Raw genomic sequence first — 24,727 nt, 5'->3', positions numbered from 1 at the left:
GCCTCACCGCCTTGGCCAACTGGTTGGCCAACGGCGTGAGAGGGTGTGACGCAAGGCGTCAAGTGGGGGGGCAGGGTGCTGTCATCGAGGACGCACAGCCGCTGAAGAATCTTTTCCATAAGTCCACCGTTCAGCGGTGAACTGAAGGCTTCACTTTTGACGGCTTGCACAAAGCCGCAGTGAACGCCATAATCAGCTCACGTTATGTGTGTTGAACAGGTAACCCGCGTATCAAACGGCCTGTTCAAGATTTTCCAAAAAGCCCCGCCGGCAAGCGGGGCTTTTTGGTTTCTGCAATTCGTGAATCTACATCGTCGCTTTCCTGCAAATAAAACTGTGCCGGATAGTAGCATGGGAGCCTCGCTTTTCGCGTTACAAAATCCGTTGCTTTCAACAAGCTAGGTCAGTCATCAGCACGGGGTAGGGCGCAGTTGACCCAGGACACGCAGGATTTCGTTTTCAAAGGCCACTTTTGATTCGAAATCGCCCAGCTTTGTATGGCGTTCTGCAACGCACCTCAGCAAGCCCGGCAGGTGACCGTACTGGGGAGGCTCATTGCCGTTCGTGACTAGGTAGCTTTTGTGGTACTGCGCGGCGATATAGCCCTGCGTCTCCAACGAACGCAGCGCTTCGCGCACCGGCATACGGCTGACCTGAAAGGCATTGGCGATGGCTTGATGCGTAAGGGGTTCACCCGGTTCAAGCCGCCCATCAATGATGGCTTCGCGAAGCGCCACTTCAATTGTCTCCCGGGGCAGCGCTACAGGCCGTGCAATGCCGAGGGCTATGGTTTCAAGCACGTGCTGCGCGTGCAGTTTCTGCGTTTTGCGGTTACTCATTTACAGCTCCTTTTTACGCATGCGACACAACCCTGCGCCGGCGCATCGGTATCGGCGCGGCACAGGGTTGCGGTCTATTAATCCCAGTCGAACGGCGCCGGCGAATAAGATCCGTCGTCGAAATAGGGCGGTGACTGGTCGTGGCGTGGTGGAACAGGCGTTGTGGCTCTAGGTGCAGGCGCCTTGCCCTTCACTTTCGGCGCTCTGGCCGGATCGATGTGCTGCGCCTGGTAGGCCTGCAACCGCTTGCTGCCTACGGTCAGATCCAGCGCCGTGGACGATTGCGCCACATAGCCGCTTCCGCGCTTGGGCACATGCTCCAGCGCTGTGTGCCATAACAAGGTGCTGCGCACTGCCGCTCCAGGACGGCGACGCCAGATCAGCCGCCACTCTTCTCCCAGCTCGTTCAAGACGACCAACGTCGGATCTGTCAGCACCAGGTTTTCAAGGTCTGAACGGCCAGGCTTCATCGCCAGGTGGTACAGGATCTGCTGCACGCGGTCCGCGCGCGGATAGCTGCGCCGAATGTGAACAGGCGCACCGGCCAACAAGGTGTCCAGCGCTGGCGGGGCCACCTCGATGAAGCGGTTAATGCGGATCGCTTCCTTGGACAGCTTGTCAGCGTCGTGAATGTACAAGGAGCTGCCGCGAATCACTTGCCCGTTGAACAGCGTGATGTTTTCCCCCTCCTTGAGCTGCTGCACTTCCTCGACGCTGACTTTCTTCTCATCTTTCAGGCTCAGTGTGTCTGCTTCCTCCCAGCTGGCCCCCATGATTCCGGCCTGACGCACCATACCGCTCATCACTGGCAGGTACTCGGTACCGGCCATCAACTGCAGTATTTCGAGAGTGTCCTTGGGGTCCATGATCTTGCCGGTGATTCGGACCCCCATGTTCCCGATCAGCGTCCACACCTTGTCGCCGGCCGCCGACTTGAGGCGCTGCGCCTCTTGGCTGGCCAGGAGCAGGCAAAACCCCAGGGAGCGTACCTGCGTGGCCAGCTCACCGAGCTTTTCGGTGTAGTAGGCCCCGACCTCGTCGCAGATCCACAAGAACGGAAAGCGGTCCTTGTACTTGCGGATCACCAGGATGTCTTCGGGTTTGCCCTCCAGTTTCTCCCCCAGATCCTGGCTCAGGATCATGGCCAGCTGCGACACGTACAGACGCCCAAGAGTCGCGGCCTCGGTCGAGGAGATTTCCAGCGCAGGAATCAGGACCACCAGGATGCGATCGTTATGCACCACGTCCTTGAGGTCTATGTCGCCGGCGTCACGAGCAAACACATGGCCGTAGGTGTCATTGAACAAGGCCAGCATGCGGGTGAATTGCTGGATCAGAAAACCATGCTGATCCAACGCGGTGGTCGCCCATTCCTCCGGCGAATCCACCTTGGCCAGGTCAAAACCGGACAATGTGCCCAGGTAGTTTTTCAGGGGTAACTGGGCGTCTTCATGCCATTGCTGTTCCACCGACTGGATGTAGAGCTTGGCAATGGCCCGCAACGGCAAATGCGCCTGGATCGTGCGCTGGGACATGACCGTGCCTTCACGCCGGCACTTGTACACCAGGGAGAACACCAACGCCTGAATCATGGCCCGGGCTTTCTCTTGCCAGCCCGCATCGTTGCCCGCAGGGGGCAACATCGAATCCATCAGGTTGATGATGTAGGTTTCCTGAGCAATACCAAACGCGTTGACGGTATTGGTCTGCCCTCTGCTTTTGTTGTCCTCGAGCAGTTCCTGCGCCCTGGAGCGGCCCCCGGTGATGAAGTTCATCATCCGAACGTCGTCTTCACGGCCAAAGCGCCGGGCCAGGGACACGATCGCGGCGGCCACATCATTTTGGGCCTTGCCGTCCGAATAGATCAGGCCCTTTCCATAGCCCAGCTGGCCCAACACGTACCCCAGCAGTGCTTCGGTTTTGCCGGCACCGGTTGTACCGAACATCAGAATATGGCGGGTCATGTCATCCAGCGACAGCCACAGTTCACGCCCGGCGTCCCGACCGCGCAGGTACCCCATGTACAAGATGCCCGCTGCCTTGAGCATCACCGTGCGCATGGCTGTGACCGGCAAGAAACCCAGCAGCTTGCCCGTCACCTGGCGTTGCGTCGAAGGGTCGAGGCGGTCCATGTCTGAAGGCATGCGCATGGGCATCTGCCAGGGTTCGAGCAGCATGACAGGTGACCAGACCAGCAAGGCCGGCAGACTGAGCCACAGGCTGACCGGGTACAGAACGCCTCCCACCACAGACCCGGCCAGGCCCAGCGTCAGACTACCGGGGCCCATCAACCACTCAGCCAATGCCGAGTGGTAAACCCGCCGATTAAGGCGGGTGCGCTCGACGGCGTAGTCATTGGGGCGCATTCGACACCTCCTGAACCTGGCGGGCAGGTTGCTCATCGAGGAAGGCTTTGAGCCTGATCGGATCACGCAACAACGCCTGCGGCACATAGCGCCCATCGTCGCTGATCACCCAGGGCGTGCCCGGTATGCGATAGGCCTGATAGGCCGTCTGGTTGATCCCCAAGGCCTTTTCTGCCACATCGCACGTGCCTACTGGTTGCGCCGCTTTCAACTCCACCCCTTCCGACGCCGGATTTAACTGGGGTTTCCCAAGGTTCACACCCTCGGGGGCTGCATCAAACAGGCGATCCCACGCAGCTTTGCGTTGCTCATGCGGCAAGCACAGCACCGGCGTGATGGCGGCTATCGACTTCTCCTTGCCGATCACCGGCACAGGAAAAACCACCACGTTGAAGGCGTCGGAGAGCGTGTTGAGGGACGACTCCAGACGCTGGCAGTTCGGACAGCCAGGGTCCGAAAAGACATACAGCGTGCGCGCGTGACCGCTGGAATAGTCAACGGTGAACAGCTTGCGCTCCGCAGCGTTGTGCAGCTTTTGAGGGAGTGTGGCCCGAACCTCCCTGGGCAATGTCCAGCCATCGTCAGGTGCCACGTCTGCAGCGGACTGGCGTGGCTCAGAAGCGATCGGCGCCGGCGCGCTGCGCTTGGCCAGGTCCGGCTTGGGGGCGCTCGGGACTGAGGGCGTGATGACCTGGGCCGCCGGCATTACAACAGGCAATTCAAGCGCTCGGCCAAGCCATAGGGCACCGAGGCAAAGCACAACCAACAGCACGAACACGCTCATCAGACGCCGCTGGGTCTTGCGTCGTCCATGACGCAGCAAAGCCCGCGACAGTGCGGTCAGTAGCTCATGGGTTTCGTCACTGTCATGGGTTTCAAGAGAGAATTCAAAACCCTGAACATCGCGGCAGACCACACCGTCATTGCTCAGATAAAACGAGTGCTGATGGCGAAGGTCCAGGGTGCAAATCGTGCGTGTCACGATACCTTCTGCCTGATCTGCCTGATAGACAACCAGCTGATCGCCTTGGATGTCCACCGAAAACGGGGCGCGCAAAGATGCCGAGGCCATGGGGTTTCCTCTGATAGAAGATGAACTCAATTGAATGGAACAGTGTCAGAAAGGGGATATGAAGGGCGCGGCGAGACGTAGCGCTTCAGGCTGGCTCAGTTAACTCAGTAGGCTGCACGGCATACACCGCCGTCATGACAGGAAGGTCAGAGGCCTCCCGGCGTTTAGGCGTGATGACATGTCGCGCAAATACCAGACCGATGCTTTCCAACTCGGCCTGCAAGCCATCGATGGCCTGGGTCACCATCAACCCAGGACGTGGCAGCCCCAGCTTACTGGCATGGACTTCTGCCCGCGCCTGAGCCTGAACACCAGCGCCTTCCACAAACACCTTGGCCGTGTCGGCACTGTGCAGGGCATACCACAACGTGCGGTTAACCCCCTTGAGCCAGCGAAAGCGCGCCGGCGCCAAGCGCAGATCGCGGCCATACAAAGCCACCAGCGCGGTGCGCATCGATCTATGGCTTTGCAGCCACTCACTGACGCCCGGTGCTTTTGCAACGCGATCAAAACCCTCGTCGGCCAGGCCGTAGAGCGGCGTCAACGAGAAGGTCTTGCGCCGCAACAAGCCTTTGATCATGCAGGAACGGTTCAGGTCATCGAGCAACCGGGTCGCCGCCTTGCGGTCATTGAGGAAAACCTGCAGACCGAATACGGCCAGCAAGGCCCGTTCATAGGGCGTCAAGTCCAGAAGTCCATTATGGACATCTCCGACTTGCTCCTCGAACACCGCACGAGCAGCCTCTCGATCCAGCACTTTGCGCTGCACCAGGTTGTAACGTTCGGCAAACTCCTCGGGCTTGAGCGCCCAGGCATTACTGGGGGAGGTATCGTTCATCAGGCCATCGGGACCGGACGCGGCCAACACCGGGATGACCGAGGGTGCGAAACGACTCACCAGGCCAGGCAGCGTGTGAATGTTCACCAGGCGTTTGCTGCGAAACGGCAGTACCGGATGCTGCGCCAGCCCCCAACTGCTCACAATCACCAGCGGTATCAGGAACAGCAGCAGAATCCCACTGGTGGCGTTCATTACCTCAAGCCATTCATCCAGCGTCACGGCCTTGGCGTGGTTGGCCACGTCGGCCAGCAGGTTGATCTTGCCACCGGCCCAGGCATGGATGAAGGGAAAATCCACCATTTTCCATAACCAATAAAGCGTCCAGGTGGTCCAGTACACGAAGATATCGAAGAACATCCAGCACAACAGGACGGCTGCACAAAGCGCCAATAACATCTGCGCTTGCTCGCCCTCCCATGCACCTTGGGATTGTCGATTTTGCATTGCGATGCCCCACAAATAGTCGCACCGCCCGAATTGGGCGGTGTGAGAGAAAGGTAAAGCGCGTCGGGAACAGCTGCGGAGGGGTTATGGCTTCACGCCAGGCGTGGGATCTGCACGTTCAGATCACGTTCAAGCGCTTCGAGCCGGTCATGCACATAGCGGTTGAACGGTTGCGGGGTGCTGTACTGCTTCTGCTTGTGTTCCATAGCCCCTAGGGGGTCATACCAAAGCTGCGCCAAGGGTGTGCCGATTTCGATCCGTGGAAGATCCGGGTGTTTGGTATAGAGGCGTAATATGCCCTTGCCTTCCACCTCGCGGTTGGTCCAGTCGTCCATGGTCAAAGCCACCACATCTAACTGCCCCTTACGAATGCGGTGCACGTACAGAATGGTACCGTTCTTCGTATCGATGCCCAGGTACTTGCCGTCACCCTCGTGATAAATCTCATGGGTAGGGTCTGGGTTGAAGAACTGCGGCGATTTTATGGCTCGTGTGACTCGCTTGAGCAGACGGCGGCGACTCAGTACGCCATAGATGAATATCCCCACGGGAATCAATATCGCGGCCCAGATAATAAGTGTACCCAAGACATCACCTGGGACTCGGCCCCGGGAGTGTTCAGATGTCACACTGAAAAACATGACTATCCCAATTAATAGTAAGAATGGAAAAGCCAAAAGCATGTAGGCAAGCTTGATCAGCCAGATCAATGTTTCTTTACCAGTTTTAAGACGTTGAGCCATGAGTTCACACTCCAAGAAGCACATTCGTAATATTGGACGCAAAGAGCCTTACTGAATTCCATCCCCCCCGTTACCGTCAGGTTTCTTCGGTTGCATTTTGACCCCAGGAACACGCTGAGCGCCACCACCAGCCGCACCAAACATGCCTTTCATGTTATCGACCATGCCGCCCATCAGGTTGGCCCCTTCTCGACCTCCTAGAAAAGAGATCACGTAGTCCGCCAGGGACGCCTGCAGGCCGAAGAGTCGAGTCACACCAAAGGTCGCAATGCGGGCATAGATCATCAGCCACCCGATCATCTTGAACAATCCCACGATCGAGTCCGCGTTGGCATTGGCCAGCGCCGAGGCAAATAACAGATTCAGGATAGTTCCCCCACCGATTACGGCCACCGACGCAAAAAAGAACCCCAGTACCATCAATGAGGGCCGCAGCATCATGTCGATCAGAAAGATATAACCGTAGGTACTGCGACTCCCCTTGTCCTCTTCGGCCCCCAGGTGCGTGGCAGCCCACATTGAGCCCGCCGCACAGCCCACCAGCACACTGACGACCCAGTTGAATATACCCACCATCCAGAACAGAAAGGGTACAGCAGGCAGAAATACGGCCAGCGAAAAACCGATGGCCAGCAGGGCGAACATGACGAAATAGAACATCGGGGCCAGCGCACCCAGCACATCTTTCACCACCGCTCCTACATCCACCGCAAATATCTTGGCCCCCCAGCCCAATGGCGAGTTGCTGGCCGACGAGGCCGCTGCCCAAGTTCCGGCATACCCCGCCATCAAGGTTTCAACAGTCCCCAGCGTGTAATCACCAATGGTCTGCATCTTGATGAGTGGGTTCACTTGGTTAGAAAAACTGGAGCTGTTCCCTGTCGTCGAAGTTGCTATTAAGTTGGTGATCGTCTGCATAGGATTTTTGAAAAAACTCACAAACACCGAATTCGGGTCTTTCGCCGTCGCTGCCGCCCCATCATCCTTGGCCGTCTGCGTCCCCAGCGGCGCGGTGTAGGTACTGTTCTGCACCTGCGATTTGTAGGCTGCGAACACCTGGTTATACAAGTCGCCGGTGCCGTGCTCGCCCAGATTACTCATCCCCGTGACAACCGGGGTCGAGCTGGCCACGTCGTTGGTCTTGTTATTAGCTGTGGCGAAGGTGTGATACCAACTGCCCAGGGCCACCCAACCACTGCTTTTGATCTGGCTCGACAGCTGGCTTTGCAGCGTGTCCTTGAAGTCGATCTTGTTGAGGGCCAGGTTCACCGTGTTTTCATAGGCGGCGGCTGCGTTCTGTATCTGCGTCTCGGCGTCCTGGAAGCTCCCCGTATCCTGGTCGCGCTTGCTCAGGTAGGTGTCTACGAACGCCTGTGCCGCTTGATCCAGGGTGCTTTGCATGGTGTCTAGCGCTTGGTGCTGCGCCGTGATCACCCCACTCGTGTCCACGTCACTGTCAAACAGCAGGTTCCAGGTTCCGGTGCGGCCCGTATTGGGTGTTTTGGCAGAACCACACACCGCGCTGCCGTTGCCAGTGTCGTATTGGCCGTTGCCCCCCTTGGTGGTAATCAACGGGGTATTGGCCACACCATCCGCATACAGCGACTCCAGCTCACGGTTGATCGCGTACTTGCACAGGTTCATCTCAAAGATGCCCCGCGCCGCGCTTCGGGTTGAAGGAGCCGTGGGCTGCGTCACCATCGAGTAGCCGCTGTCCATCATGTCCACGGCTTTATCAGTCAGCAGATTGGCACTGCCAACCCCCATGGTGGAGCAGGCCCATACCATGACGAGCTGGGCCAGTGACCAACCTGATTGGGTGGGCAAGATCATGATGAAACCGGCAAACGTCATGATCGGGTACAGCGCAGATCGACCGCCTGCGAAAAACTGTCCCTGATGCCCAGCCTTCACGATGGTTTTCAGGGTGATGGTCAGAAACCAGAACAGGGCCATCACGGCCAGAACGCCATTGATAATGGCGAACAGTGAGCCAATCAAGGTTGGCTGTGATGGTGCAAATGGATCGACGGCTACTTGGCCCATGATCATGACCATCGCCTGGCGCGAGAGGTCATTGGGCTTTTGGGAGGCTGCCGCGATCGTCTGGTAATCCACGTTATCGGCCAGTACCGGCACGGAGAAGACCAGCAGAAGACCCATCCACCAGAAGCGTTTAATGAGGTTCATGGCATCTGTCCATATTTAGAGGTCAGTATTACTTGAGGTGGCCGCGAGTAAGCACCAGCCGGCACCACCGGGTCTCGGCCAGAAAGTCTTTGAAGGTCCCTCGTTCCGCTACGCTGACGCGCCTTTTCTGCAGTTGCCACAGTCGGTAGGTCGCGATCAGCGTTTTGACGAAGCCCAAACTGGCGATTGATCCCAGGACCAGGAGCGTTACCGTCGCCCGAAGAAAGGTGCTCAATGGCAGGCTGAAGTTGGCCAACAGCAGCATGGCCAGCAGCAGAACACTCAGGCTGGTGCTGACCATCATCAAACACCACCATGCCGTCCGGATGCGGTTGTAGACGGTCAGCAGCTGTTCGATGGTCCTTCCCGAACGAGCGACAGCCACACTCCAGCTGATACCAACTGCATCTGCCTCAGTCGTTGCTGACGCCGGGGTCAGCAACGTCTTCAGTAGCTTCAGCTTTTGCGCCGTCGGCTTTATGCCCCGGCGATAGATCACCGCCAGGTCAGAGAACGGGTTGAGGATCGACAGCCCCACATGGCCGGCGCGCCGTAACGGTGTGCCCGAATGCTTGTCGTCCGGCAGCGATTGTTCGTCCTCGTGCTTTGTTGTGTCAGGTTCAGTTTTCATGTGCGGTGACTCCCGAACTCATTTTTGCTCCCAGTTCCTGAAGCTGCGGAACGTATTTGGCGTCTGCCGCCAGGGCCAGTTGCTGGCCGGCAATGATGTTGGCCTGGCGTTGGTCGTTTTTGAGTCCCAACTGCAGCCAGTTGCCCAGGCTCTGCACGCGCACCAATTCACGTATCAGGTTGTCTCCGCTCAGGGCCTGAAGGTCGGTTTCATAGGCGGTATTGGCATAGCGCCTGCCCACCTCGAAAGCCTCGAGCTCGCGCTCGCTCATCACCCCGGTGCGTTGTGCTTGCTGGCTGCCCGTTGAAGCGAAGTACTCTGCCGCTGACGGATTCTGTAGCGCCTCTTGCAATGCCTCCTGTGTGGCCGGATTGGCCTGACTGGCGGCGATAATGTCCAGCTGCGGTTGAGTCGCGGCGCTCTGAATCGCCTTGTACTGGGTCATCAGCCCCTGATACTCACGTCCCGTGGCCGACTGAATATCGCCCTTGCCCGGTGCCCGCCCCCCGTCATGGCGGGCCGAGTTCTTCATGTACGCCATGCCCGCATCGACCTGATCCTGATTGAACGTCAGGTCGGGGGCCTTGCCCACGGCTCCCGCCCCGTCGATCAACGAGCGCATTTCGATGTCGCCCCCAGGCAAGCTTGAGACCTGCGGGCACAGATCAGTACCGCCGTACTGGGCCGATTCGCTTTGTGTGCAGTACTGCGCGTGCATGGCGGCACTGCGATAGCCACCCTGACGCGAGGCCACGGGCTCGGAAGCGATGGTCTTCTGCACCACAGCACTGCCGACGCCTGCCCCGCTGGCCAGCACCGCCGTTTGCGCACGGCTCACCTTCCCCACCGTGGCCGCGACCCCAGAGGCCGACTCGCTGCAGATGCTGTCAGCGACCGAGTACTGTTCTCGGGCACGCTCCAGGCGCTCGGTCTGACGGCCAAAAATATCGGCCTCGCGCTGGGCACGTGCGGCCTCAGAAATAACCGCGACTTGCTTGTCACTGGCCTGCACGATGGCCGTGCCGATTTGTGTCTCAGTGGTCAGGATTTCCGCCAGGGTAGCTTGAAGGCCGCCCATGGCAGGCATCACCTGCGTTTCAATAGGAACACTGCCCGTGACGGCCACCGGCTGGACGTACGCCAGGACCTGTTGGGTTTGCAGTACCCCCACGGCTATCGCCGTTAATGCATAGCGCTTTTTCACAATCACTTCCTCAAATGTCGTAGCCGGGACTGACATTTCCTATCAGTTCGCAAGGCGCACCAGGTTCTCCGAGACCGTATCCGCCAGCTCGGTGTCAAGGTGTTCGCGCATGAACTGGATGACCTTATCCGTAGCGCCGATCCGAATACCGTTTGACCGGCCAACGACCAGCAACCGATGGTGCTTTGCCATCCAGGTGGCCAGCTCCGCCAAAGCCTGTAATTGGGCCTGGCTCGCTTCGCGCTCAGCGTCGTGCAGGGAATCATTTTCGTTATTCATGGAATGTGTTCTCCGTTTATTGACTAGAGGTTGTAGCCGCGCCGTTTGATCAACTCGTTGGCCAGCGTGCGAATCACGTTGTTGGAATCCGCTTCACCGGCTTGCTTCTGGCGCAGCGCGATGAGTTTTTCTGCCGTGCCCTGGGGAAAGGCTTTGGCCAGGATGGCGCGAGCCGTGGCACCGCCGACGGCGTCATATAGCAACCTGCGCAGGGCGCTGTCAGTCGGTGAAGAGCCCAAGGCCCATAGCTCCAGGGGGCCCATGGCGTTTTTCAGAATGCGCGCCAGGGTGCCGCCACCCTTGATTCGGAACACGCCCAAAAACGGTACGCCGCTGCCATCCGCTGCTGGACCTGAGCCCAAACGCTGAAAGCGCTGCAGAGTGACCTTGGGCACTTTGATGGTGTCGGTCAGAAGCTTCTCGTCCTTGGGGTCCACCTCCATCATGTACAGCGAGTTGGCCGAATTCAGAATGGCGTCGGGAAAGTCGCTCACGTACTGCGAGGACAACACCGTGCGTATGCCGAATTTGCGTTGCTCACGGTCCTGGGTTTCCAGCATGGGAAAGATGAAGGGCACCTGTTTGGCATTGTGCAGCTCGTCGTAGATCTTGGTTTTGACCTCCTGATCCAGCTGCTCCAAGCGGTCGAGATGCATGGGGTGGTAAAGCGTGGGCACCGCCTCCAACAGCTCATCCCGGTATTGCGGCAACACAAAATCGCCCCCCGCCACCTGGCCCGCAAACAGGAACATGATTCCGGTTTTCAGGTGGCCAGCATTGGTGGTGTTATCACCCATGACATTGTTCAGATCGATCGCGATCACTCGCGTGCGTGGACTGATCAAGAACTGCGTCCGCCCGGCCAGCATCTTGAATTCTCTACAGGCGTCAGTCATGCAGCGGTGCAAGTACTCCAGCAACAGCTCCTGACTGCCATCACGTTGCACCCGACCATAGGCGCTTTCTACGTCTTCATGGTTCAAGAAGGTGGTCATGTCGGCCAGTTCCGGCACCGCTTCGAACTGGGCCAGCTGCGCTTCCTTAACAAAGCCTGCTTCAAACAACAGATCGCGCACCTCATACCAGGTACTGCTATCCCACCACTGGGCCGGATAGCGCTCGATCAACCCGCTTTTATCCAAGGCAGTGTCCACTTCGGGGACGACCCCGCGCCCCCAGCGTCTGGGGCTTTTTTCGGCATTGGCGGTATAGGCCATGCTGATGACGCGGTCCAGTATTTGCCGGGTATCGCGTTCGTTAGGCGGATTGCCGGTAGAGGGATCAATGCACATGGCCGTGAGCATGCTGATGATCCAGTTACGCTCGGGGGCGATCGGAAACCGCGCGCCCAGCTGGATATCGAACAGGTTCCGGCAATGCTTGGGGCTGTTCTGCAGCACAATGCCCACGACCTCGTCCTTACGATCCGGCGGCAGACTGTCGCGCAGCAAGGCGACTTGACCTTGCATCGAGAAACCTTTGTCCACCCCCGCCATGAACGGTAATCGCTGCTGGGCGCTGGACACCGTGACATTGCCCAGCTTGTTCAGCAGCACCGACTTGCCCTGGCCGGAAGAGCCGGTGACCACACTGGTGAGCTTGTTCTGCTTGGGGGTGGCCAGACCGACCGGATAGAGCTTGCCATCGAGCGTAGCGAACAAGGCGTTGCCGTCCTCTTCCCAAGCCGAGGCCGGGCGGGTCAGCGGCAACAGGTTCAGCGCCTCTGAAAGCGGCGGGTACAACAGGTTCGGGCCACTGCCTTTGCTGGAAGCCACCAGCGTCGAGGCCCATGCGCGTACCGGGTTGCCGAAGGTTTGCGTCACCTCGCACACTCCCCAGGCCTGAAAGGCCTGGGCCAGCAGCGTCAGATGGCGCGTCACTGCGGCCTGGCTGTCTCCCCAGGTGGAGGCCATGATCGTCATGACGCATACCGGCTCTTGTTGCTCAACCTTTGTCAGCGTTTCGATGGCGTTCCAGATGGGCCGAAGCGGCGGCACAAACGCTATGAAGTCCAACGTGCCTTTTTTCATGCCTAGCGACTTCATGCCCCCAGGCATCAGGTCCATGCGTACGCGCCAAGGCACGCCGCGAGGGACCAGCGATTTGAGCTTGGCAAAGGTCTGCGGCGTCTGCGGTCCCAGGACGACAGACAAGGTGCCATGCCACATCCCATTGACGCAGAGCTTGTTGCCGTTGGTTTCCATGTCCTGGTTCATCAGCTGAAATTTCAGCTGCGGGGCCAGAAACGGTGTGTGATCGTCGCCGTTACGGACACCATGCGGGGTGATCGGATCATCAGGGAGCAGCGGGTACCAATGCTCACTGGTACCGAGCCGGTCCACTTGAGCGCGCAGCGCCTGGCCCACTGCATGGGCATCGAGCAGTTCCAGCAGCACACCCTGGCCGTCATCTTTAAAGGCAGCTTCCACTGCGCTCATGAAGGCGTCGTGGCGAATTTTCAGGCCTGCCATTTCAGCCAGGACCGGATTTTGTCCATACCGTGCATCCGGGCTTTGCCCGATCAACTGCTTGATACGGCGATTTTCATCGATCAGTTCATGCGCCGAGAGCGCCTTGCGCCCGGTGTAACACACCAGGTAGCAGCGTTCGCGCGAAACCCAGGGGGCCAGCTTTTCAACGTTTTCGTCCAGGATCGGCGTCAAGTCGATGCCGGTCCGTTTGACAGAAGCGTACTGAGGGGCCAGCAGGCGTTCGACGTCCTCGCGGCCTCGATCAGGGTCATCGTCGAACACCAGGCTGATTTTGTGTCCATGTCGGCGATAGTGGGCTGTCAGCGCATGCATCATGCGCTCCAAGCGGCCGGCCCAGGAATAAGGGGCCTCCAGGGGTGCCGCTTCGTCGGTGTCACAAAAACTGCCGGCAACGGCATACACCGAGCAGTAATCGCCATCGTCGTTGACCAGTACATACGGGGCATTGAGGGCTGGGTGGCGAGTGCGATCGTCGTCCGTCAGACGCAGTACCGTGTTCAAGTCGCAATAGTCGGGCAGATCGCGTGATACGGCAAACCGGGAGGTTTCTGTGATCAGGTCTTCAACCCAATGGATCAAGCTCGGCATAAAAGTTACTCCGGGTATAGGTGTCCCAGCTGCGGGAGGAAAGTGCCCCCGCGACCGTTTTGCCGGTGGGCAGTAATAGCGACAGATCCTCGAACATGTCCGCCGGCAGGATCAGGGCACAGCCTTCCAGGCGGTTTCGAAGGGTCGAGCGCTTGTGAGGAGCAAGGCGCTGAAGAGCCAGCGCGAACTCCCCCGCTCGCGTCGTACCCCAGGCTTGTTCCACCTCACGGCCATGTCGAGCCAGCCAGAGCAGAACCCTTTTGCCTTGGGCACGCTGCGTGCGGGTACCGCCGAGAATGGCAATCAGCGCACGGCGCTGCAGGTGATGCACATCCGTCATGGCCATACCGGGCAGGTAGGCCAGCACGCCGTGAGCCGCCGTAGGGCTGTCCAAGTGCCCGGCCAGGTAGCACAGGGTGCAAACCGCATGGGAGGCGGTAAACCCTGATCGAGCCCCCTGCCACAGCTTTTGAGTCCACAGTCCGCAGCAAGCGCATTGCTCGCCAGGCATAGCCGTCGGTACCGGCGTTTCAGGATCACCGCTGACATCGAGCATCAGGGGGATATGCGATAGATCAACATCCATAGCTTCGCCTTCCGGATTATTTTCAGAATTAGGAAAAGTCGTGGTTATTTGGCATGAACGGCTAGCCGCCGCAGGTTTGCGTCAGGAGTACAGCGGTTGATCCGCAATGGTGCACGTGGTCCGGGCCAAACGACAGAAAGACCCGGAAGGGTTAAGCTGTTGGGTATCTAAATAGGAGGTCTCTATGAGCACCCAACTGTCCCCCATCGTTTCCGAGTTCGAAACACAGGAACAAGCAGACAGCTACGACCGGTGGTTTCGCGCCAAGGTCCAAGCATCACTCGATGACCCACGTCCCAACATCCCCCACGATCAGGTGATGTCTGAAATGCGTGCACTCATCGAGTCCAAGAAGAATAAGCATAATGCTGGTTGAGTGGCGGCCCGAAGCACGGGCCGAACTCTGGAGCATTTTGAACTACATCACTGATCAAAATCCGATGGCAGCCGAGAGGCTGAACCAGACTATTGAGGCGTCTACAACGGCCCTTCCACAACACCCTTATCTGTACCGATTAGGGCAAGTTTCTGGTACTCGGGAAATGGTCGTACACCCCAATTACGTAGTGGTTTACCGGGTGACTGATCGAATTGAAATCGTCAACGTCCTCCATGCCCGCCAGCAATACCCCTAAACGGTAGCCCTGCGATGACCGAAGTCACCGCAGGAGGGTTGGCTTAGCCCACATCCACGGGGGCCAGGCCGACCTGCGCTTGTGAGCGCTTGATGATTTCAGGCACAACCACCAGGCATACCCCGAACAGGATGGACGCGACGATCGCGCCGATTTTGATCTGCGGGTTGTCTTTCTTGTTCTTGGCCGCGACCAGCCCACCGATCACGAAGATCACACCGGCAAACTGAGCAATGGTCAGTGCAGATTTCTTCAGCGACGTGGCACCTACAGCCGCCGAATCACCCATCCCGGCAATGTCGGCACCGGCTGCACCGGCAAAAGCCAGCACTGGGTTGGCAGCCATAGCTGCCGTCAGGCACTTCAATGCGCGTTGACGCAGACCGTCTTTGAAAACAGAAAGGCGAACAGCAGCGCACAGCATTACGTCTTTGGACATAACCAACTCCTAGGGATTAATCAGTAGTTTTTAACAATCGAAGGTGCGCCGAGGCGCTTTGGCATCCCGATCTGCTTACAGCAGGCCGAGGGATTTTTGCAGGGCGCTAAGCAGGTACGGACTGCATACGCAGAAAACGCCCAGGACAAACTTGAGGGTACCGCTTGAAACGTCCTGACTGGCCGATAGGCCCGTATGCCCGTCCTTGAACGAGCGTTTCCAGGACAACATGCCTTGCAGCGCGAACCAGACGCCCAGCATGCGCACCAGACTTAACACGGCATTGGCCGCATCGGCTGCGACACCAAAGGTGCCCACGTCCACGTAGCTGATGGCATCGAAGGTCGCGCCCTGCCAACCTAACTGGCGAGCGGCAGCACCGATCATTTGATCGAGGCCGGCCAGGCCTCCACAGAGCAACAACACAGCGATGACCTTGCCGCCACCTTCCGCATGGCCAGGTGCTTTGCGCGCGGCACTGGCGTGAGTGGCGAGGTAGCTCACAGCGCCAGTGACCGCAAACAAGCTGCCCAGCGTGAAGGCAAAGTTGACTAAGGAAGTCAGCAGGTGAACCGCCCCGGGTTTCTCGGAGACTCCAACCTTTGAGAGGATGGAGCGATGAAAAAACTACCGAAGTATTCCCCAGAGGTCCGTGAGCGGGCCATCAGGATGGTTTTCGAACACCTTCCTGAGTACGAGTCGCAGTGGGCCACCATCAGTGCCATTGCCCCCAAGATCGGCTGCACGCCCGAGACATTACGGCTGTGGGTTCGCCAATCTGAGCGCAACAGCGGCCAGCGTGATGGGCTGAGCACAGTCGAACGTGAGCGAGTCAAGCTCTTGGAGCGTGAGAACCGTCAGTTGCGTCAAGCTAACGAGATCTTGCGTAAGGCCTCAGCCTATTTTGCCCAGGCGGAGCTCGACCGCCCATTCAAACGATGAAGACGTTTATTGATGAAAACCGCCAGTCTTACGGGGTCGAGCCGATTTGCAAGGTGTTGCCAATCGCCCCGTCGACGTACTACCGGTACGCTGCTCAGCAGGCTGACCCCAGCCAGCAGTCAGCGCGTGCGCAGCGTGACCAGGAACTGGGTGAGCACATCCAGCGAGTCTGGGATGAGCACTTCCAGGTATATGGCGTGCGCAAGGTCTGGCGACAATTGCTGCGTGACGGACTGCAAGTCGCCCGCTGTACGGTGCAACGTCTGATGGGAGAGCTGGGCCTGCAAGGCGTGGTACGCGGCAAGCCCGTCAAGACGACGGTCAGCGACCAAGCCAGGCCGTGCCCGCAGGATCATGTCAACCGTCAGTTTGTGGCTGAGTGCCCGAACGCCCTATGGGTATCGGACTTTACCTACGTCAGTACCTGGCAGGGTTTTGTTTACGTGGCCTTCATCATTGATGTCTTTGCCCGATTCATCGTCGGTTGGAAGGTGTCCAGTTCAGCGCGTACCGATTTTGTACTCGATGCACTGGAGCAAGCCCTTTACGCCCGTCGCCCAGTCAAGCAGGGTGGACTCATTCACCACAGTGACCGTGGCGTGCAGTACGTGTCCATTCGCTATACCGAGCGTCTTGTCGAAGCCGGTATTGAGCCATCGGTCGGGAGTGTCGGTGACTCTTACGACAATGCTTTGGCTGAGACCATCAATGGTCTTTACAAGGCTGAAGTGATTCATCGACGCTCTTGGCCCACACGGGGGGCGGTGGAGCTGGAAACCCTGAAATGGGTGGACTGGTTCAATCACCGCCGCCTGCTGGAGCCAATCGGTCATATTCCACCGGTCGAAGCAGAAGCAATCTATTATCAGCAACTCACCGAGTCTGCCCAGGTGGCATGACTCAAACAAAAGGGTCTCCGAGAAACCCGGGGCGGTTCAGCGCCCCATTCATTCACGATGCCAGCGCTTTGTAGACCGTCGAACGACCGATCTTCAGCTGCCTGGCAATCTCCATCGCACTGACACCCTGATCGTGCAGGGTGAAGACATCGGCCTTATTCACCTTAGGTTTACGGCCAAATTTCACGCCCTTGGCCTTGGCTTCCAAACGACCTTCGTTGGTACGTTCCAGTATGCGCAGGCGCTCGGCCTGAGCCACCGCAGACAGGATGGTGACCACCATTTTTCCCATGGTCCCCTCTGTACTGATGCCATCATCCAGAAAACGGATGGCCACGCCCATGTCGTCGAACTCTTTGATGAGCTGAATCATGTCCGCAGTATCGCGACCTAATCGGTCAAGTTTTTTTACCAAGACAACATCGCCCTCTTCGACCTTGAGCCGCAGCAGCTTGAGGCCTTCGCGGTTCACATGACTGCCCGAGACCTTGTCAGTAAAAATCCTTGCTGCGCTGACGTTTTCAGCCTTGAGCGCGTTTATCTGTACGTCAAGGGACTGTTGGCTGGTGGAGACGCGGGCATAACCAAAAAGTCGCATGGGAAATGTCTCATAAGTCGATTTATAGATACCCCGTCTACGAAGTATAAGCAAACGAATTTATAGACGTGTGTGGAGGATCATTTTACCGTGTCCAGAAACTTATGAGTAAGGAGACTGCATGCCACGTCGCTCGATTCTTTCCCTTGCGGAGCGGGAAAGCTTACTGGCGTTGCCAGATTCCCAAGATGAAATGATTCGTCACTACTCTTTCAGCGAAACCGACCTCGCCATCATCCGCCAACGGCGTGGGTCTGCAAATCGGCTGGGCTTCGCTGTACAGCTCTGTTACATGCGCTATCCCGGGGTAACACTTGCTATGGATGAAGAACCATTCGAGCCATTGCTGCGCTTGGTGGCCACGCAACTGAAGGTGCCGCCTGAAGCATGGGCTGACTATGGGCAACGCGCCGAGACGCGCCGCGAGCACCTGTTGGAATTACAAGCTCTTTTTGAGTTTCAGCCATTCACAACAAGACATTATCGTCCCTGCGTTCATAGTTTGGATGAACTGGCATGGCAGTCCGACAAAGGCTTCGTGTTGGCGACGGAGTTGGTTGAAGGGTTGCGACGACAGAACATATTGCTTCCATCACCAGGTGTGATCGAGCGCATTTGTGCTGAGGCAATCACCCGCGCCAATCGGCGGATCTATGAAGCCTTGTCCGAGCCTCTTTCGAATACACACCGCCGTTGCCTCGATGGCCTCCTTAGACGCCGAGACAAAGGCCAGACCACCTGGTTGGCCTGGTTACGCCAGTCGCCAGTTAAACCGAACTCACGGCACATGCTTGAACATATCGAGCGCCTCAAAGCATGGCAGGCTCTCGATCTACCAGCAGGCATTGAGCTGCTGGTTCACCAGAATCGCCTGCTCAAAATTGCCCGTGAAGGCGGCCAAATGACACCTGCTGACTTGTCCAAGTTCGAATTGCAACGACGCTACGCTACCCTTGTGGCACTGGCCATCGAGGGCATGGCCACCGTCACTGACGAAATCATCGACCTGCACGATCGTATCCTGGGCAAGCTGTTTAACGCAGCCAAGAATAAACACCAGAAACAGTTCCAGGCATCCGGAAAAGCGATCAACGCAAAGGTGCGAATTTATGGACGCATCGGCCAAGCCCTGCTGGAGGCCAAGCAAAACGGCTGCGATCCGTTTGCTGCCATCGAAGCGGTCATGTCTTGGGAGGCTTTCGCCAAGAGTGTCACCGAAGCGCAAAAACTTGCACAGCCCGAAGACTTCGACTTCCTGCACCGCATCGGCGAGAGCTACGCCACGTTGCGCCGCTATGCTCCGCAGTTTCTCGACGTACTCAAGCTGCGGGCTGCGCCCGCAGCCAAGGACGTGTTTGAAGGCATTGAGGTATTGCGCGCAATGAACACTGACAACGCCCGTAAGGTTCCCGTCGATGCCCCGATCGGGTTCATCAAGAAGCGCTGGAAGAAACTGGTTATAACCGACGGCGGTATCGACCGGCGCTACTACGAACTGTGCGTGATGTCGGAACTAAAGAACGCGCTGCGCTCTGGAGATATTTGGGTGCAGGGATCGCGTCAGTTCAAGGACTTCGAGGATTACCTGATGCCATCCGAGAAATTCGCCCATCTCAAGCTGGCCCATGAATTGCCTCTGGCCGTAGCCACCGACTGCGACAAATACCTGAACGACCGGTTGACGCTGTTGGAAGCTCAGCTTGCCACCGTGAACCGCATGGCTCTAGCCAATGACTTACCGGATGCCATCATCACCGAGTCTGGTTTGAAGATCACGCCTCTGGATGCGGCAGTGCCAGATACCGCACAGGCGTTGATTGATCAAACCGCAATGGCTATGCCGCATATCAAGATCACCGAATTGTTGTTGGAGGTGGACGAGTGGACAGGATTCACCCGGCATTTCGCACATCTGAAATCGGGTGACCTGGCCAAGGATAAGCACTTACTGTTGTCCACCATCCTGGCTGATGCGATCAACCTAGGCCTGGCTAAAATGGCCGAGTCTTGCCCTGGCACCACCTACGCAAAACTGTCCTGGCTACAAGCCTGGCACATCCGTGACGAAACCTATTCGGCCGCGCTGGCTGAGCTAGTAAACGCGCAGCTCCAACATCCTTTTTCCAAGCATTGGGGTGACGGTACCACATCATCGTCAGATGGACAGAATTTCAGAACTGGCAGCAAAGCCGAGAGTACGGGTCACATCAATCCCAAATACGGCAGCAGCCCGGGACGAACTTTTTACACCCACATTTCTGACCAGTACGCCCCGTATCACCTGAAGGTGGTCAACGTTGGCGTGCGCGATTCTACCTATGTGCTTGACGGGCTTCTGTATCACGAATCTGACCTGCGTATTGAGGAGCACTACACGGATACTGCGGGCTTCACAGATCACGTCTTCGGTCTGATGCATTTACTGGGTTTTCGCTTTGCACCGCGCATCCGCGACCTAGGCGATACCAAGCTGTTCGTGCCCCAAGGAAATATCGATTATGACGCGATTAAGCCAATGATTAGTAAAGAAAAACTGGATATCAAGGCCATTCGGACGCACTGGGATGAAATTCTGAGGCTGGCCACCTCGATCAAACAAGGTACCGTGACTGCCTCGCTGATGTTGCGCAAGCTGGGTAGTTATCCTCGGCAGAACGGCTTAGCCGTTGCCCTTCGCGAAATCGGTCGCATCGAACGCACGCTGTTCATTTTGGACTGGCTACAAAGTGCCGAGCTGCGCCGTCGTGTGAATGCAGGACTGAACAAGGGCGAAGCGCGCAATGCGCTGGCCAGGGCTGTCTTCTTTAACCGGCTGGGCGAAATCCGAGACCGTAGCTTCGAACAGCAACGCTATCGTGCCAGCGGCCTCAACTTGGTGACTGCTGCAATAGTGCTGTGGAACACGGTTTACCTGGAGCGGTCCGCAAACGCATTACGCGGACATAGCACCGCTGTCGATGAATCGCTGCTGCAGTACCTGTCGCCGCTGGGCTGGGAGCACATCAACCTAACTGGTGATTACCTGTGGCGCAGCACCGTCAAGGTTGGTGGAGGAAGATTCCGGCCATTACGACGACTGAAATCAGCTTAACGTACTTTAAAATCCGTTTTCTGAGGCGACCCCTCGCAGCGCTCGCAAGGCTGGAGTCATATCAGTATCAGCTGATACCAATACAAGCTGCTGGATGCGGTCTTCCTGCATTAGGCCCGCCTGACGAGCCGCAAGCCGATACATGCTGATAGCGATATGGACGTCCGTTTCCTTTTCTTCAAGTTTCCAGATATCGACCTGATCAAGCCTGGACGCCGGAGTGTTCTTGTCGACGAAACGAGGAGCTTTGCCTGATTCCAACTGATGCCGCCCGTAAGTAACGCTGACGCCTCGCGCAATCAAGGCGCGCAGGTAACTGTCTTGAGCTTCTTTCGAAAGGATGCCACGACTGGCAAGCGAGGGTTTCACACCGGAAGTGAAGAAGCTAACGGACGTCAAGGTGTTTTCAGGATGCTCGACGCGCAGAATATGCGCGAGCAACGACGGAAGATCGAGCCATTTGTACGGTGTGCCTGCGAGTAGGCCATAAAACAGGTTGTAACCGTCTACAAAGCACGCTGTACGCAAGATTTTCAGTCCTTAGAAACGAAAAAACCGGCGCTAGGCCGGTTTCTTCACCCCAACAGCCAGCGAACTGAATCGCTGCGTACGGGGCTGAGTAGTGCGTTAATAATGCCATAGTTGACGTGTATGTCAACTGTGACCAAGACCCGCTGAACCTGTCCGGTTGAAGTACACCTCAGCCCGGGCGTCAGGCTGCTCACTGGCACCGCGTCAGACGCCGAGGCGTCTATCTCTATGCTCTTAACCTGACAGGTCGAATGCTTAACGAATGAAAGGGACTTCCCCGTCCAGAGGGCGCGGCGAAAGTCGCGAATCGGCATCGAAGTGCCATGATGAAGTGTCAAACCTGCATCAAAACCACAGGAGGGGAAGTCCATGCCAATTATTACCGTGGGAATCGATCTAGCCAAGGCCGTATTCGCCGTTCACGGCGTCGATGAGGCTGGTAAAGCCACCTTGGTGAAGCCCAAGGTTGCGCGGGATCAACTGGTGCCATTGATCGCCCAGTTGCCCCCGTGCTTGATTGGTATGGAGGCTTGCTCAGGCGCTCATCATTGGGCGAGGGTGTTCGCCGAGCACGGCCATACGGTCAAGTTGATGGCTCCTAAACTCGTTTCGCCTTATCGAATGTCGGGTAAGCGCGGCAAGAACGATGCCGCAGATGCTGCCGCGATCTGTGAGGCAGTGACCCGACCCAGCATGCGGTTTGTCCCTGTTAAAGACGAGCATCAGCAGGCCACTCTTTGCCTTCATCGAACCCGCCAGGGATTCATCGAAGAACGCACCTCTACGTACAACCGACTGCGCGGATTACTTTCTGAATTCGGCGTGGTCCTGCCACAAAGCCCAGAGCGATTGAGAAAAGAGATTGGTCCCTGTCTGGACACCTTGCCTGGCTGGGCAAGACGGTGCATGAGTGAACTGTTGGAGCACACCAGCCATATCGAGGATCGGCTGGTGGAACTTGATCGAGCCATCAATCAGATCGCTCGCGAAGATGATCGTAGCCGTAGGCTGCTGCAATTGCGTGGGGTTGGCTCGACCACTGCAAGTGCTTTAGTGGCCAGTATTGGAGATGGGCACGACTTCAGAAACGGACGCCAAGTGGCTGCCTGGCTCGGTTTGACGCCAGGCCACGGCGGCAAGCAGCGCCTGGGGAGTATCACCAAAGCCGGGGGATGCCTATTTACTTTACGCAGTCTACTGGTGCTTGGAGCTCGATCTGTCATGGCCAACCTGGGCGATAAGCAAGACCCTCTCAGTCGCTGGATCCGCAACCTCATGGAGCGACGGGGTTACTGGCGTGCGGCCGTGGCGATTGCCGCCAAGAATGCGAGGATGGCCTGGGCCGTTCTGCATTACGGCGACACGTTCAAGCCTGAACAGGCAGAACCAACGGGCGCGTAAACACCAGAGGTCATGACTGATCACCTTGTAAGGCGTTAGGGCGAGGATCATGAGCGGATAAAAGGATCAATGTGCACTGCCGTCGTTGATGTGAAGCGGGTTGGACCTGCGTGGGGGATACCTGAAAAATCGTATGGGAAATTCAGTCCCGGTTAGCGAACGAGGCCCTCACGTGCGTCTTTCATCAGGGTCCGAGCGATCAGCTCAAGATGACCGTTTGTAGTACCGCAGTCCTTCACCTTCTTACGTCGATCCGGCATATGCAGCGGAGTCAAACAGAAACTATTGGGCTTGTGCTCAATGGGGAAGCCCTTGTAGTACGATTTTTTCCGAATTCTGTAGGCTCCCCGACGTTAGTCTCCCGCCATTCGTTACCTGCGCGTTGCTCATCAAGCATGAGCATGAAGGTTGAGCCGCTTTGCGCGCAGAATCGATCGATTTTACGAACCGATTGAAGGAGCTGCCGTTTGAATGTTTCGGTGGAATCGTGGGCGTCAGGATCGGTGGTTTTGTGCTCTCCTGTATAGAATACGTGACCGCCGATTTTCTCGATATGACTTAGCAGACGAAATGTGGAGCGGCGAAGCTGTGCGTATTTAGTGACGTTTTGGAGGGTATACAGGTGTGAACCTTTTTTTTCCCATTGATAGGCAGGCAGATTTTTAGGATTATTGTTAGCAAGATCGAAATCGAGAAGTTGGCATTTAAGCTTGTAGAAGTAGATCGCGAACTCACGGATTTCAGTAGCAGGCAGCATGAGGCCCGCGAACCCGAAAGCAGGGTCGTTTTGTACCTTGGATGTTTGCGTGAGACGTACTGGCCAACGTGCCCGAATTCGTCCAGGTACGCGACGTAGTGCGTCATAGTGACCGGATTCCTTGCCGAAGAAACACGAAAGCCCGCTGAGATTTCTCTCAAGCGGGCCTCGGAAGGTAGGCACGAGGGCTAGCCTCATGCGTTGAGATAATTGTCATTCAGAAATAATAGCTATGTCAACTGCTTTTGATGAAAACCCGTGATTTTCTGTGGGTTTCTGTGACCCAGGATGATGCAGAGTGATGGCTATAACCCGGCTAAATGACCGGGAAACAATGGAAGAACCAAGAGAAATCTGACTCAAAAACCCTGCTTTTTGCTTACTTCGCTTTAACTCACGGGGGGCGGTGGAGCTGGAAACGCTGAAATGGGTGGACTGGTTCAATCACCGCCGCCTGCTGGAGCCAATCGGTCATATTCCACCGGTCGAGGCAGAAGCAATCTATTATCAGCAACTCACCGAGTCTGCCCAGGTGGCATGACTCAAACAAAAGGCAGGGCGCGAGTCGGCCAGACTTGCCTCCACCTTCGCGCGTAGCCAGGCGGTGTAATTGGCCTCTAGCTCTTCAGTTTCAAACTCCGAAACGATAGGCGAACGATCAAGCATAAGGATTTTCTCCATTTATCTCTGAGTGAGTTTACACCCGAGCGACTGACGAAGGAATTTTCGGCGGTTCCGGCGTGCAACCCCTTCTATGAGACGCCGCCCTTGTTGATCGCGTCGTTCAGCACTTTAGCCGAGACGAACTTGACGACTTTCTTGGCAGCGATTTCTATGGCGGCACCAGTCGAAGGGTTGCGGCCAGTGCGTGCTGGACGCTCTGCCACTTTCAGTTTGCCGATGCCCGGTAGAGTGATTTCTGCACCGCTTTCCAGTTGGTCGGCAACGATGTGTCCCAATTGCTCAAGAGCCTTACGCGCGGTGGTTTTTGGCGCATCGATAGCTTCTGCAATACCGGCAACCAATTGGTCTTTCGTCAGAGCCATGGTGGTGTTCCTTCCAGATCAAATTCATTTGGATTGCAGAGTAAGGCGTCAGCTTTGGGCAGGCAAGAGCCCAGCTCTCCAGTAGCAGCCCCCATTGATCACAAAAGGTAGAG

21 protein-coding genes, 3 pseudogenes and 1 other annotated feature are annotated in these 24,727 nt (G+C 57.2%); of the genes and pseudogenes, 6 read left to right on the top strand and 18 right to left on the bottom strand.

The annotated features are described in order from the left end of the window. Positions 1 to 410 precede the first annotated feature (410 nt). The 11 genes from AC4ANE_RS28170 to AC4ANE_RS28120 form a co-directional block, all read right to left on the bottom strand. A complete protein-coding gene (locus AC4ANE_RS28170; protein ID WP_024420281.1) occupies positions 411 to 839 on the bottom strand; it encodes a GntR family transcriptional regulator in 429 nt (142 codons plus the stop codon). A 77-nt stretch (positions 840 to 916) separates the two neighbouring features. Next, positions 917 to 3,205, bottom strand: a complete 2,289-nt coding sequence (trbC, locus tag AC4ANE_RS28165; RefSeq protein ID WP_460409060.1) for an F-type conjugative transfer protein TrbC — start codon at positions 3,203 to 3,205, stop codon at positions 917 to 919. Continuing rightward, a complete protein-coding gene (locus AC4ANE_RS28160; RefSeq protein ID WP_460409058.1) occupies positions 3,192 to 4,277 on the bottom strand; it encodes a thioredoxin fold domain-containing protein in 1,086 nt (361 codons plus the stop codon). Before AC4ANE_RS28160 ends, trbC begins: the two co-directional genes overlap by 14 nt. Positions 4,278 to 4,362: 85 nt before the next feature. After that, on the bottom strand, positions 4,363 to 5,562 hold the full coding sequence (locus tag AC4ANE_RS28155; RefSeq protein ID WP_460409057.1) for a secretion/conjugation apparatus DotM-related subunit: 1,200 nt from the start codon (positions 5,560 to 5,562) through the stop codon (positions 4,363 to 4,365). Between the two features lie 92 nt (positions 5,563 to 5,654). Then, on the bottom strand, positions 5,655 to 6,305 hold the full coding sequence (gene excA, locus AC4ANE_RS28150; RefSeq protein WP_460409055.1) for a plasmid IncI1-type surface exclusion protein ExcA: 651 nt from the start codon (positions 6,303 to 6,305) through the stop codon (positions 5,655 to 5,657). 48 nt (positions 6,306 to 6,353) lie between these two features. Next, positions 6,354 to 8,495, bottom strand: a complete 2,142-nt coding sequence (locus AC4ANE_RS28145) for a DotA/TraY family protein (RefSeq protein ID WP_460409053.1) — start codon at positions 8,493 to 8,495, stop codon at positions 6,354 to 6,356. Between the two features lie 28 nt (positions 8,496 to 8,523). Beyond that, the gene (gene traX, locus AC4ANE_RS28140) at positions 8,524 to 9,126 is read right to left on the bottom strand and encodes a conjugal transfer protein TraX (protein ID WP_460409051.1); all 603 of its coding nucleotides are present in this window, start codon (positions 9,124 to 9,126) and stop codon (positions 8,524 to 8,526) included. Further along, positions 9,116 to 10,330 (bottom strand): conjugal transfer protein TraW, encoded by a 1,215-nt coding sequence (gene traW, locus AC4ANE_RS28135; RefSeq protein ID WP_065348685.1) that lies wholly within the window; start codon positions 10,328 to 10,330, stop codon positions 9,116 to 9,118. Before traW ends, traX begins: the two co-directional genes overlap by 11 nt. A gap of 42 nt (positions 10,331 to 10,372) precedes the next feature. Continuing rightward, a complete protein-coding gene (locus AC4ANE_RS28130) occupies positions 10,373 to 10,609 on the bottom strand; it encodes a hypothetical protein (protein WP_024420285.1) in 237 nt (78 codons plus the stop codon). 23 nt (positions 10,610 to 10,632) lie between these two features. Further along, a complete protein-coding gene (locus tag AC4ANE_RS28125; RefSeq protein WP_460409048.1) occupies positions 10,633 to 13,689 on the bottom strand; it encodes an ATP-binding protein in 3,057 nt (1,018 codons plus the stop codon). Continuing rightward, a complete protein-coding gene (locus AC4ANE_RS28120) occupies positions 13,664 to 14,275 on the bottom strand; it encodes a conjugal transfer protein TraT (RefSeq protein WP_460409046.1) in 612 nt (203 codons plus the stop codon). The genes AC4ANE_RS28125 and AC4ANE_RS28120 overlap by 26 nt, the downstream gene beginning before the upstream one ends. A 184-nt stretch (positions 14,276 to 14,459) precedes the next feature. Here AC4ANE_RS28120 and relB (AC4ANE_RS28115) point away from each other — a divergent pair, with 184 nt between their 5' ends. Continuing rightward, positions 14,460 to 14,651, top strand: a complete 192-nt coding sequence (gene relB, locus AC4ANE_RS28115) for a type II toxin-antitoxin system RelB family antitoxin (protein WP_004666885.1) — start codon at positions 14,460 to 14,462, stop codon at positions 14,649 to 14,651. Then, the gene (locus AC4ANE_RS28110; RefSeq protein ID WP_005759145.1) at positions 14,641 to 14,910 is read left to right on the top strand and encodes a type II toxin-antitoxin system RelE/ParE family toxin; all 270 of its coding nucleotides are present in this window, start codon (positions 14,641 to 14,643) and stop codon (positions 14,908 to 14,910) included. The genes relB (AC4ANE_RS28115) and AC4ANE_RS28110 overlap by 11 nt, the downstream gene beginning before the upstream one ends. Before the next feature lie 43 nt (positions 14,911 to 14,953). Here the strand turns inward: AC4ANE_RS28110 and AC4ANE_RS28105 are convergent, their stop codons facing one another. Both AC4ANE_RS28105 and traQ read right to left on the bottom strand, forming a co-directional pair. Further along, complete coding sequence (locus AC4ANE_RS28105) at positions 14,954 to 15,349, bottom strand: DUF6750 family protein (RefSeq protein ID WP_460409044.1); 396 nt, start codon at positions 15,347 to 15,349, stop codon at positions 14,954 to 14,956. Positions 15,350 to 15,424: 75 nt separating this feature from the next. Beyond that, the gene (traQ, locus tag AC4ANE_RS28100) at positions 15,425 to 15,961 is read right to left on the bottom strand and encodes a conjugal transfer protein TraQ (protein ID WP_460409081.1); all 537 of its coding nucleotides are present in this window, start codon (positions 15,959 to 15,961) and stop codon (positions 15,425 to 15,427) included. A 6-nt stretch (positions 15,962 to 15,967) separates the two neighbouring features. Between traQ and AC4ANE_RS28095 the strand changes: the two genes are divergently transcribed. Then, a protein-coding gene (locus tag AC4ANE_RS28095) for an IS3-like element IS51 family transposase (RefSeq protein WP_095178853.1) occupies positions 15,968 to 17,190 on the top strand; the annotation gives its coding sequence in 2 pieces (ribosomal slippage) (positions 15,968 to 16,253 and positions 16,253 to 17,190; 1,224 coding nt in all). Beyond that, positions 16,246 to 16,362, top strand: a sequence feature (AL1L pseudoknot). It overlaps the preceding gene by 117 nt. A 52-nt stretch (positions 17,191 to 17,242) precedes the next feature. On the opposite strand, the gene AC4ANE_RS28090 is transcribed toward AC4ANE_RS28095, so the two are convergent. Then, positions 17,243 to 17,788 (bottom strand): recombinase family protein, encoded by a 546-nt coding sequence (locus AC4ANE_RS28090; RefSeq protein WP_011107006.1) that lies wholly within the window; start codon positions 17,786 to 17,788, stop codon positions 17,243 to 17,245. Positions 17,789 to 17,909: 121 nt separating this feature from the next. On the opposite strand from AC4ANE_RS28090, the gene AC4ANE_RS28085 reads away from it, so the two are divergent. Further along, positions 17,910 to 20,879, top strand: a complete 2,970-nt coding sequence (locus tag AC4ANE_RS28085; protein ID WP_460409042.1) for a Tn3 family transposase — start codon at positions 17,910 to 17,912, stop codon at positions 20,877 to 20,879. A gap of 33 nt (positions 20,880 to 20,912) precedes the next feature. Here the strand turns inward: AC4ANE_RS28085 and AC4ANE_RS28080 are convergent. After that, positions 20,913 to 21,407: pseudogene (locus tag AC4ANE_RS28080) on the bottom strand (NYN domain-containing protein); the annotation flags it as partial. Between the two features lie 372 nt (positions 21,408 to 21,779). On the opposite strand from AC4ANE_RS28080, the gene AC4ANE_RS28075 reads away from it, so the two are divergent. Next, positions 21,780 to 22,811: an IS110 family RNA-guided transposase gene (locus AC4ANE_RS28075; protein WP_460409040.1), complete on the top strand. Its 1,032-nt coding sequence runs from the start codon at positions 21,780 to 21,782 to the stop codon at positions 22,809 to 22,811. A gap of 271 nt (positions 22,812 to 23,082) precedes the next feature. On the opposite strand, the gene AC4ANE_RS28070 is transcribed toward AC4ANE_RS28075, so the two are convergent. Further along, the gene (locus AC4ANE_RS28070) at positions 23,083 to 23,568 is read right to left on the bottom strand and encodes a hypothetical protein (RefSeq protein ID WP_460409038.1); all 486 of its coding nucleotides are present in this window, start codon (positions 23,566 to 23,568) and stop codon (positions 23,083 to 23,085) included. A gap of 394 nt (positions 23,569 to 23,962) precedes the next feature. Between AC4ANE_RS28070 and AC4ANE_RS28065 the strand changes: the two are divergent. Beyond that, positions 23,963 to 24,109: pseudogene (locus AC4ANE_RS28065) on the top strand (IS3 family transposase); the annotation flags it as partial. Positions 24,110 to 24,120: 11 nt separating this feature from the next. Here the strand turns inward: AC4ANE_RS28065 and relB (AC4ANE_RS28060) are convergent. Together relB (AC4ANE_RS28060) and AC4ANE_RS28055 are read right to left on the bottom strand one after the other, a co-directional pair. Then, positions 24,121 to 24,234: pseudogene (gene relB, locus AC4ANE_RS28060) on the bottom strand (type II toxin-antitoxin system RelB family antitoxin); the annotation flags it as partial. Between the two features lie 86 nt (positions 24,235 to 24,320). Beyond that, a complete protein-coding gene (locus AC4ANE_RS28055; RefSeq protein ID WP_031598759.1) occupies positions 24,321 to 24,614 on the bottom strand; it encodes an HU family DNA-binding protein in 294 nt (97 codons plus the stop codon). Positions 24,615 to 24,727: the final 113 nt, after the last annotated feature.

The organism is Pseudomonas sp. Pme6b (assembly GCF_058129925.1).
This window is presented reverse-complemented; position numbering and strand designations above follow the sequence as displayed.

Coding starts and splice junctions, on each gene's coding strand:
- AC4ANE_RS28075 (WP_460409040.1), top strand. CDS start 21,780: ATGCCAATTATTACCGTGGGAATCGATCTAGCCAAGGCCGTATTCGCC.
- AC4ANE_RS28145 (WP_460409053.1), bottom strand. CDS start 8,495: ATGAACCTCATTAAACGCTTCTGGTGGATGGGTCTTCTGCTGGTCTTC.
- AC4ANE_RS28085 (WP_460409042.1), top strand. CDS start 17,910: ATGCCACGTCGCTCGATTCTTTCCCTTGCGGAGCGGGAAAGCTTACTG.
- AC4ANE_RS28090 (WP_011107006.1), bottom strand. CDS start 17,788: ATGCGACTTTTTGGTTATGCCCGCGTCTCCACCAGCCAACAGTCCCTT.
- relB (WP_004666885.1), top strand. CDS start 14,460: ATGAGCACCCAACTGTCCCCCATCGTTTCCGAGTTCGAAACACAGGAA.
- AC4ANE_RS28120 (WP_460409046.1), bottom strand. CDS start 14,275: ATGGATGTTGATCTATCGCATATCCCCCTGATGCTCGATGTCAGCGGT.
- AC4ANE_RS28155 (WP_460409057.1), bottom strand. CDS start 5,562: ATGCAAAATCGACAATCCCAAGGTGCATGGGAGGGCGAGCAAGCGCAG.
- excA (WP_460409055.1), bottom strand. CDS start 6,305: ATGGCTCAACGTCTTAAAACTGGTAAAGAAACATTGATCTGGCTGATC.
- trbC (WP_460409060.1), bottom strand. CDS start 3,205: ATGCGCCCCAATGACTACGCCGTCGAGCGCACCCGCCTTAATCGGCGG.
- AC4ANE_RS28160 (WP_460409058.1), bottom strand. CDS start 4,277: ATGGCCTCGGCATCTTTGCGCGCCCCGTTTTCGGTGGACATCCAAGGC.
- AC4ANE_RS28105 (WP_460409044.1), bottom strand. CDS start 15,349: ATGTCCAAAGACGTAATGCTGTGCGCTGCTGTTCGCCTTTCTGTTTTC.
- AC4ANE_RS28070 (WP_460409038.1), bottom strand. CDS start 23,568: ATGCTGCCTGCTACTGAAATCCGTGAGTTCGCGATCTACTTCTACAAG.
- traX (WP_460409051.1), bottom strand. CDS start 9,126: ATGAAAACTGAACCTGACACAACAAAGCACGAGGACGAACAATCGCTG.
- AC4ANE_RS28125 (WP_460409048.1), bottom strand. CDS start 13,689: ATGCCGAGCTTGATCCATTGGGTTGAAGACCTGATCACAGAAACCTCC.
- AC4ANE_RS28110 (WP_005759145.1), top strand. CDS start 14,641: ATGCTGGTTGAGTGGCGGCCCGAAGCACGGGCCGAACTCTGGAGCATT.
- AC4ANE_RS28055 (WP_031598759.1), bottom strand. CDS start 24,614: ATGGCTCTGACGAAAGACCAATTGGTTGCCGGTATTGCAGAAGCTATC.
- AC4ANE_RS28130 (WP_024420285.1), bottom strand. CDS start 10,609: ATGAATAACGAAAATGATTCCCTGCACGACGCTGAGCGCGAAGCGAGC.
- AC4ANE_RS28170 (WP_024420281.1), bottom strand. CDS start 839: ATGAGTAACCGCAAAACGCAGAAACTGCACGCGCAGCACGTGCTTGAA.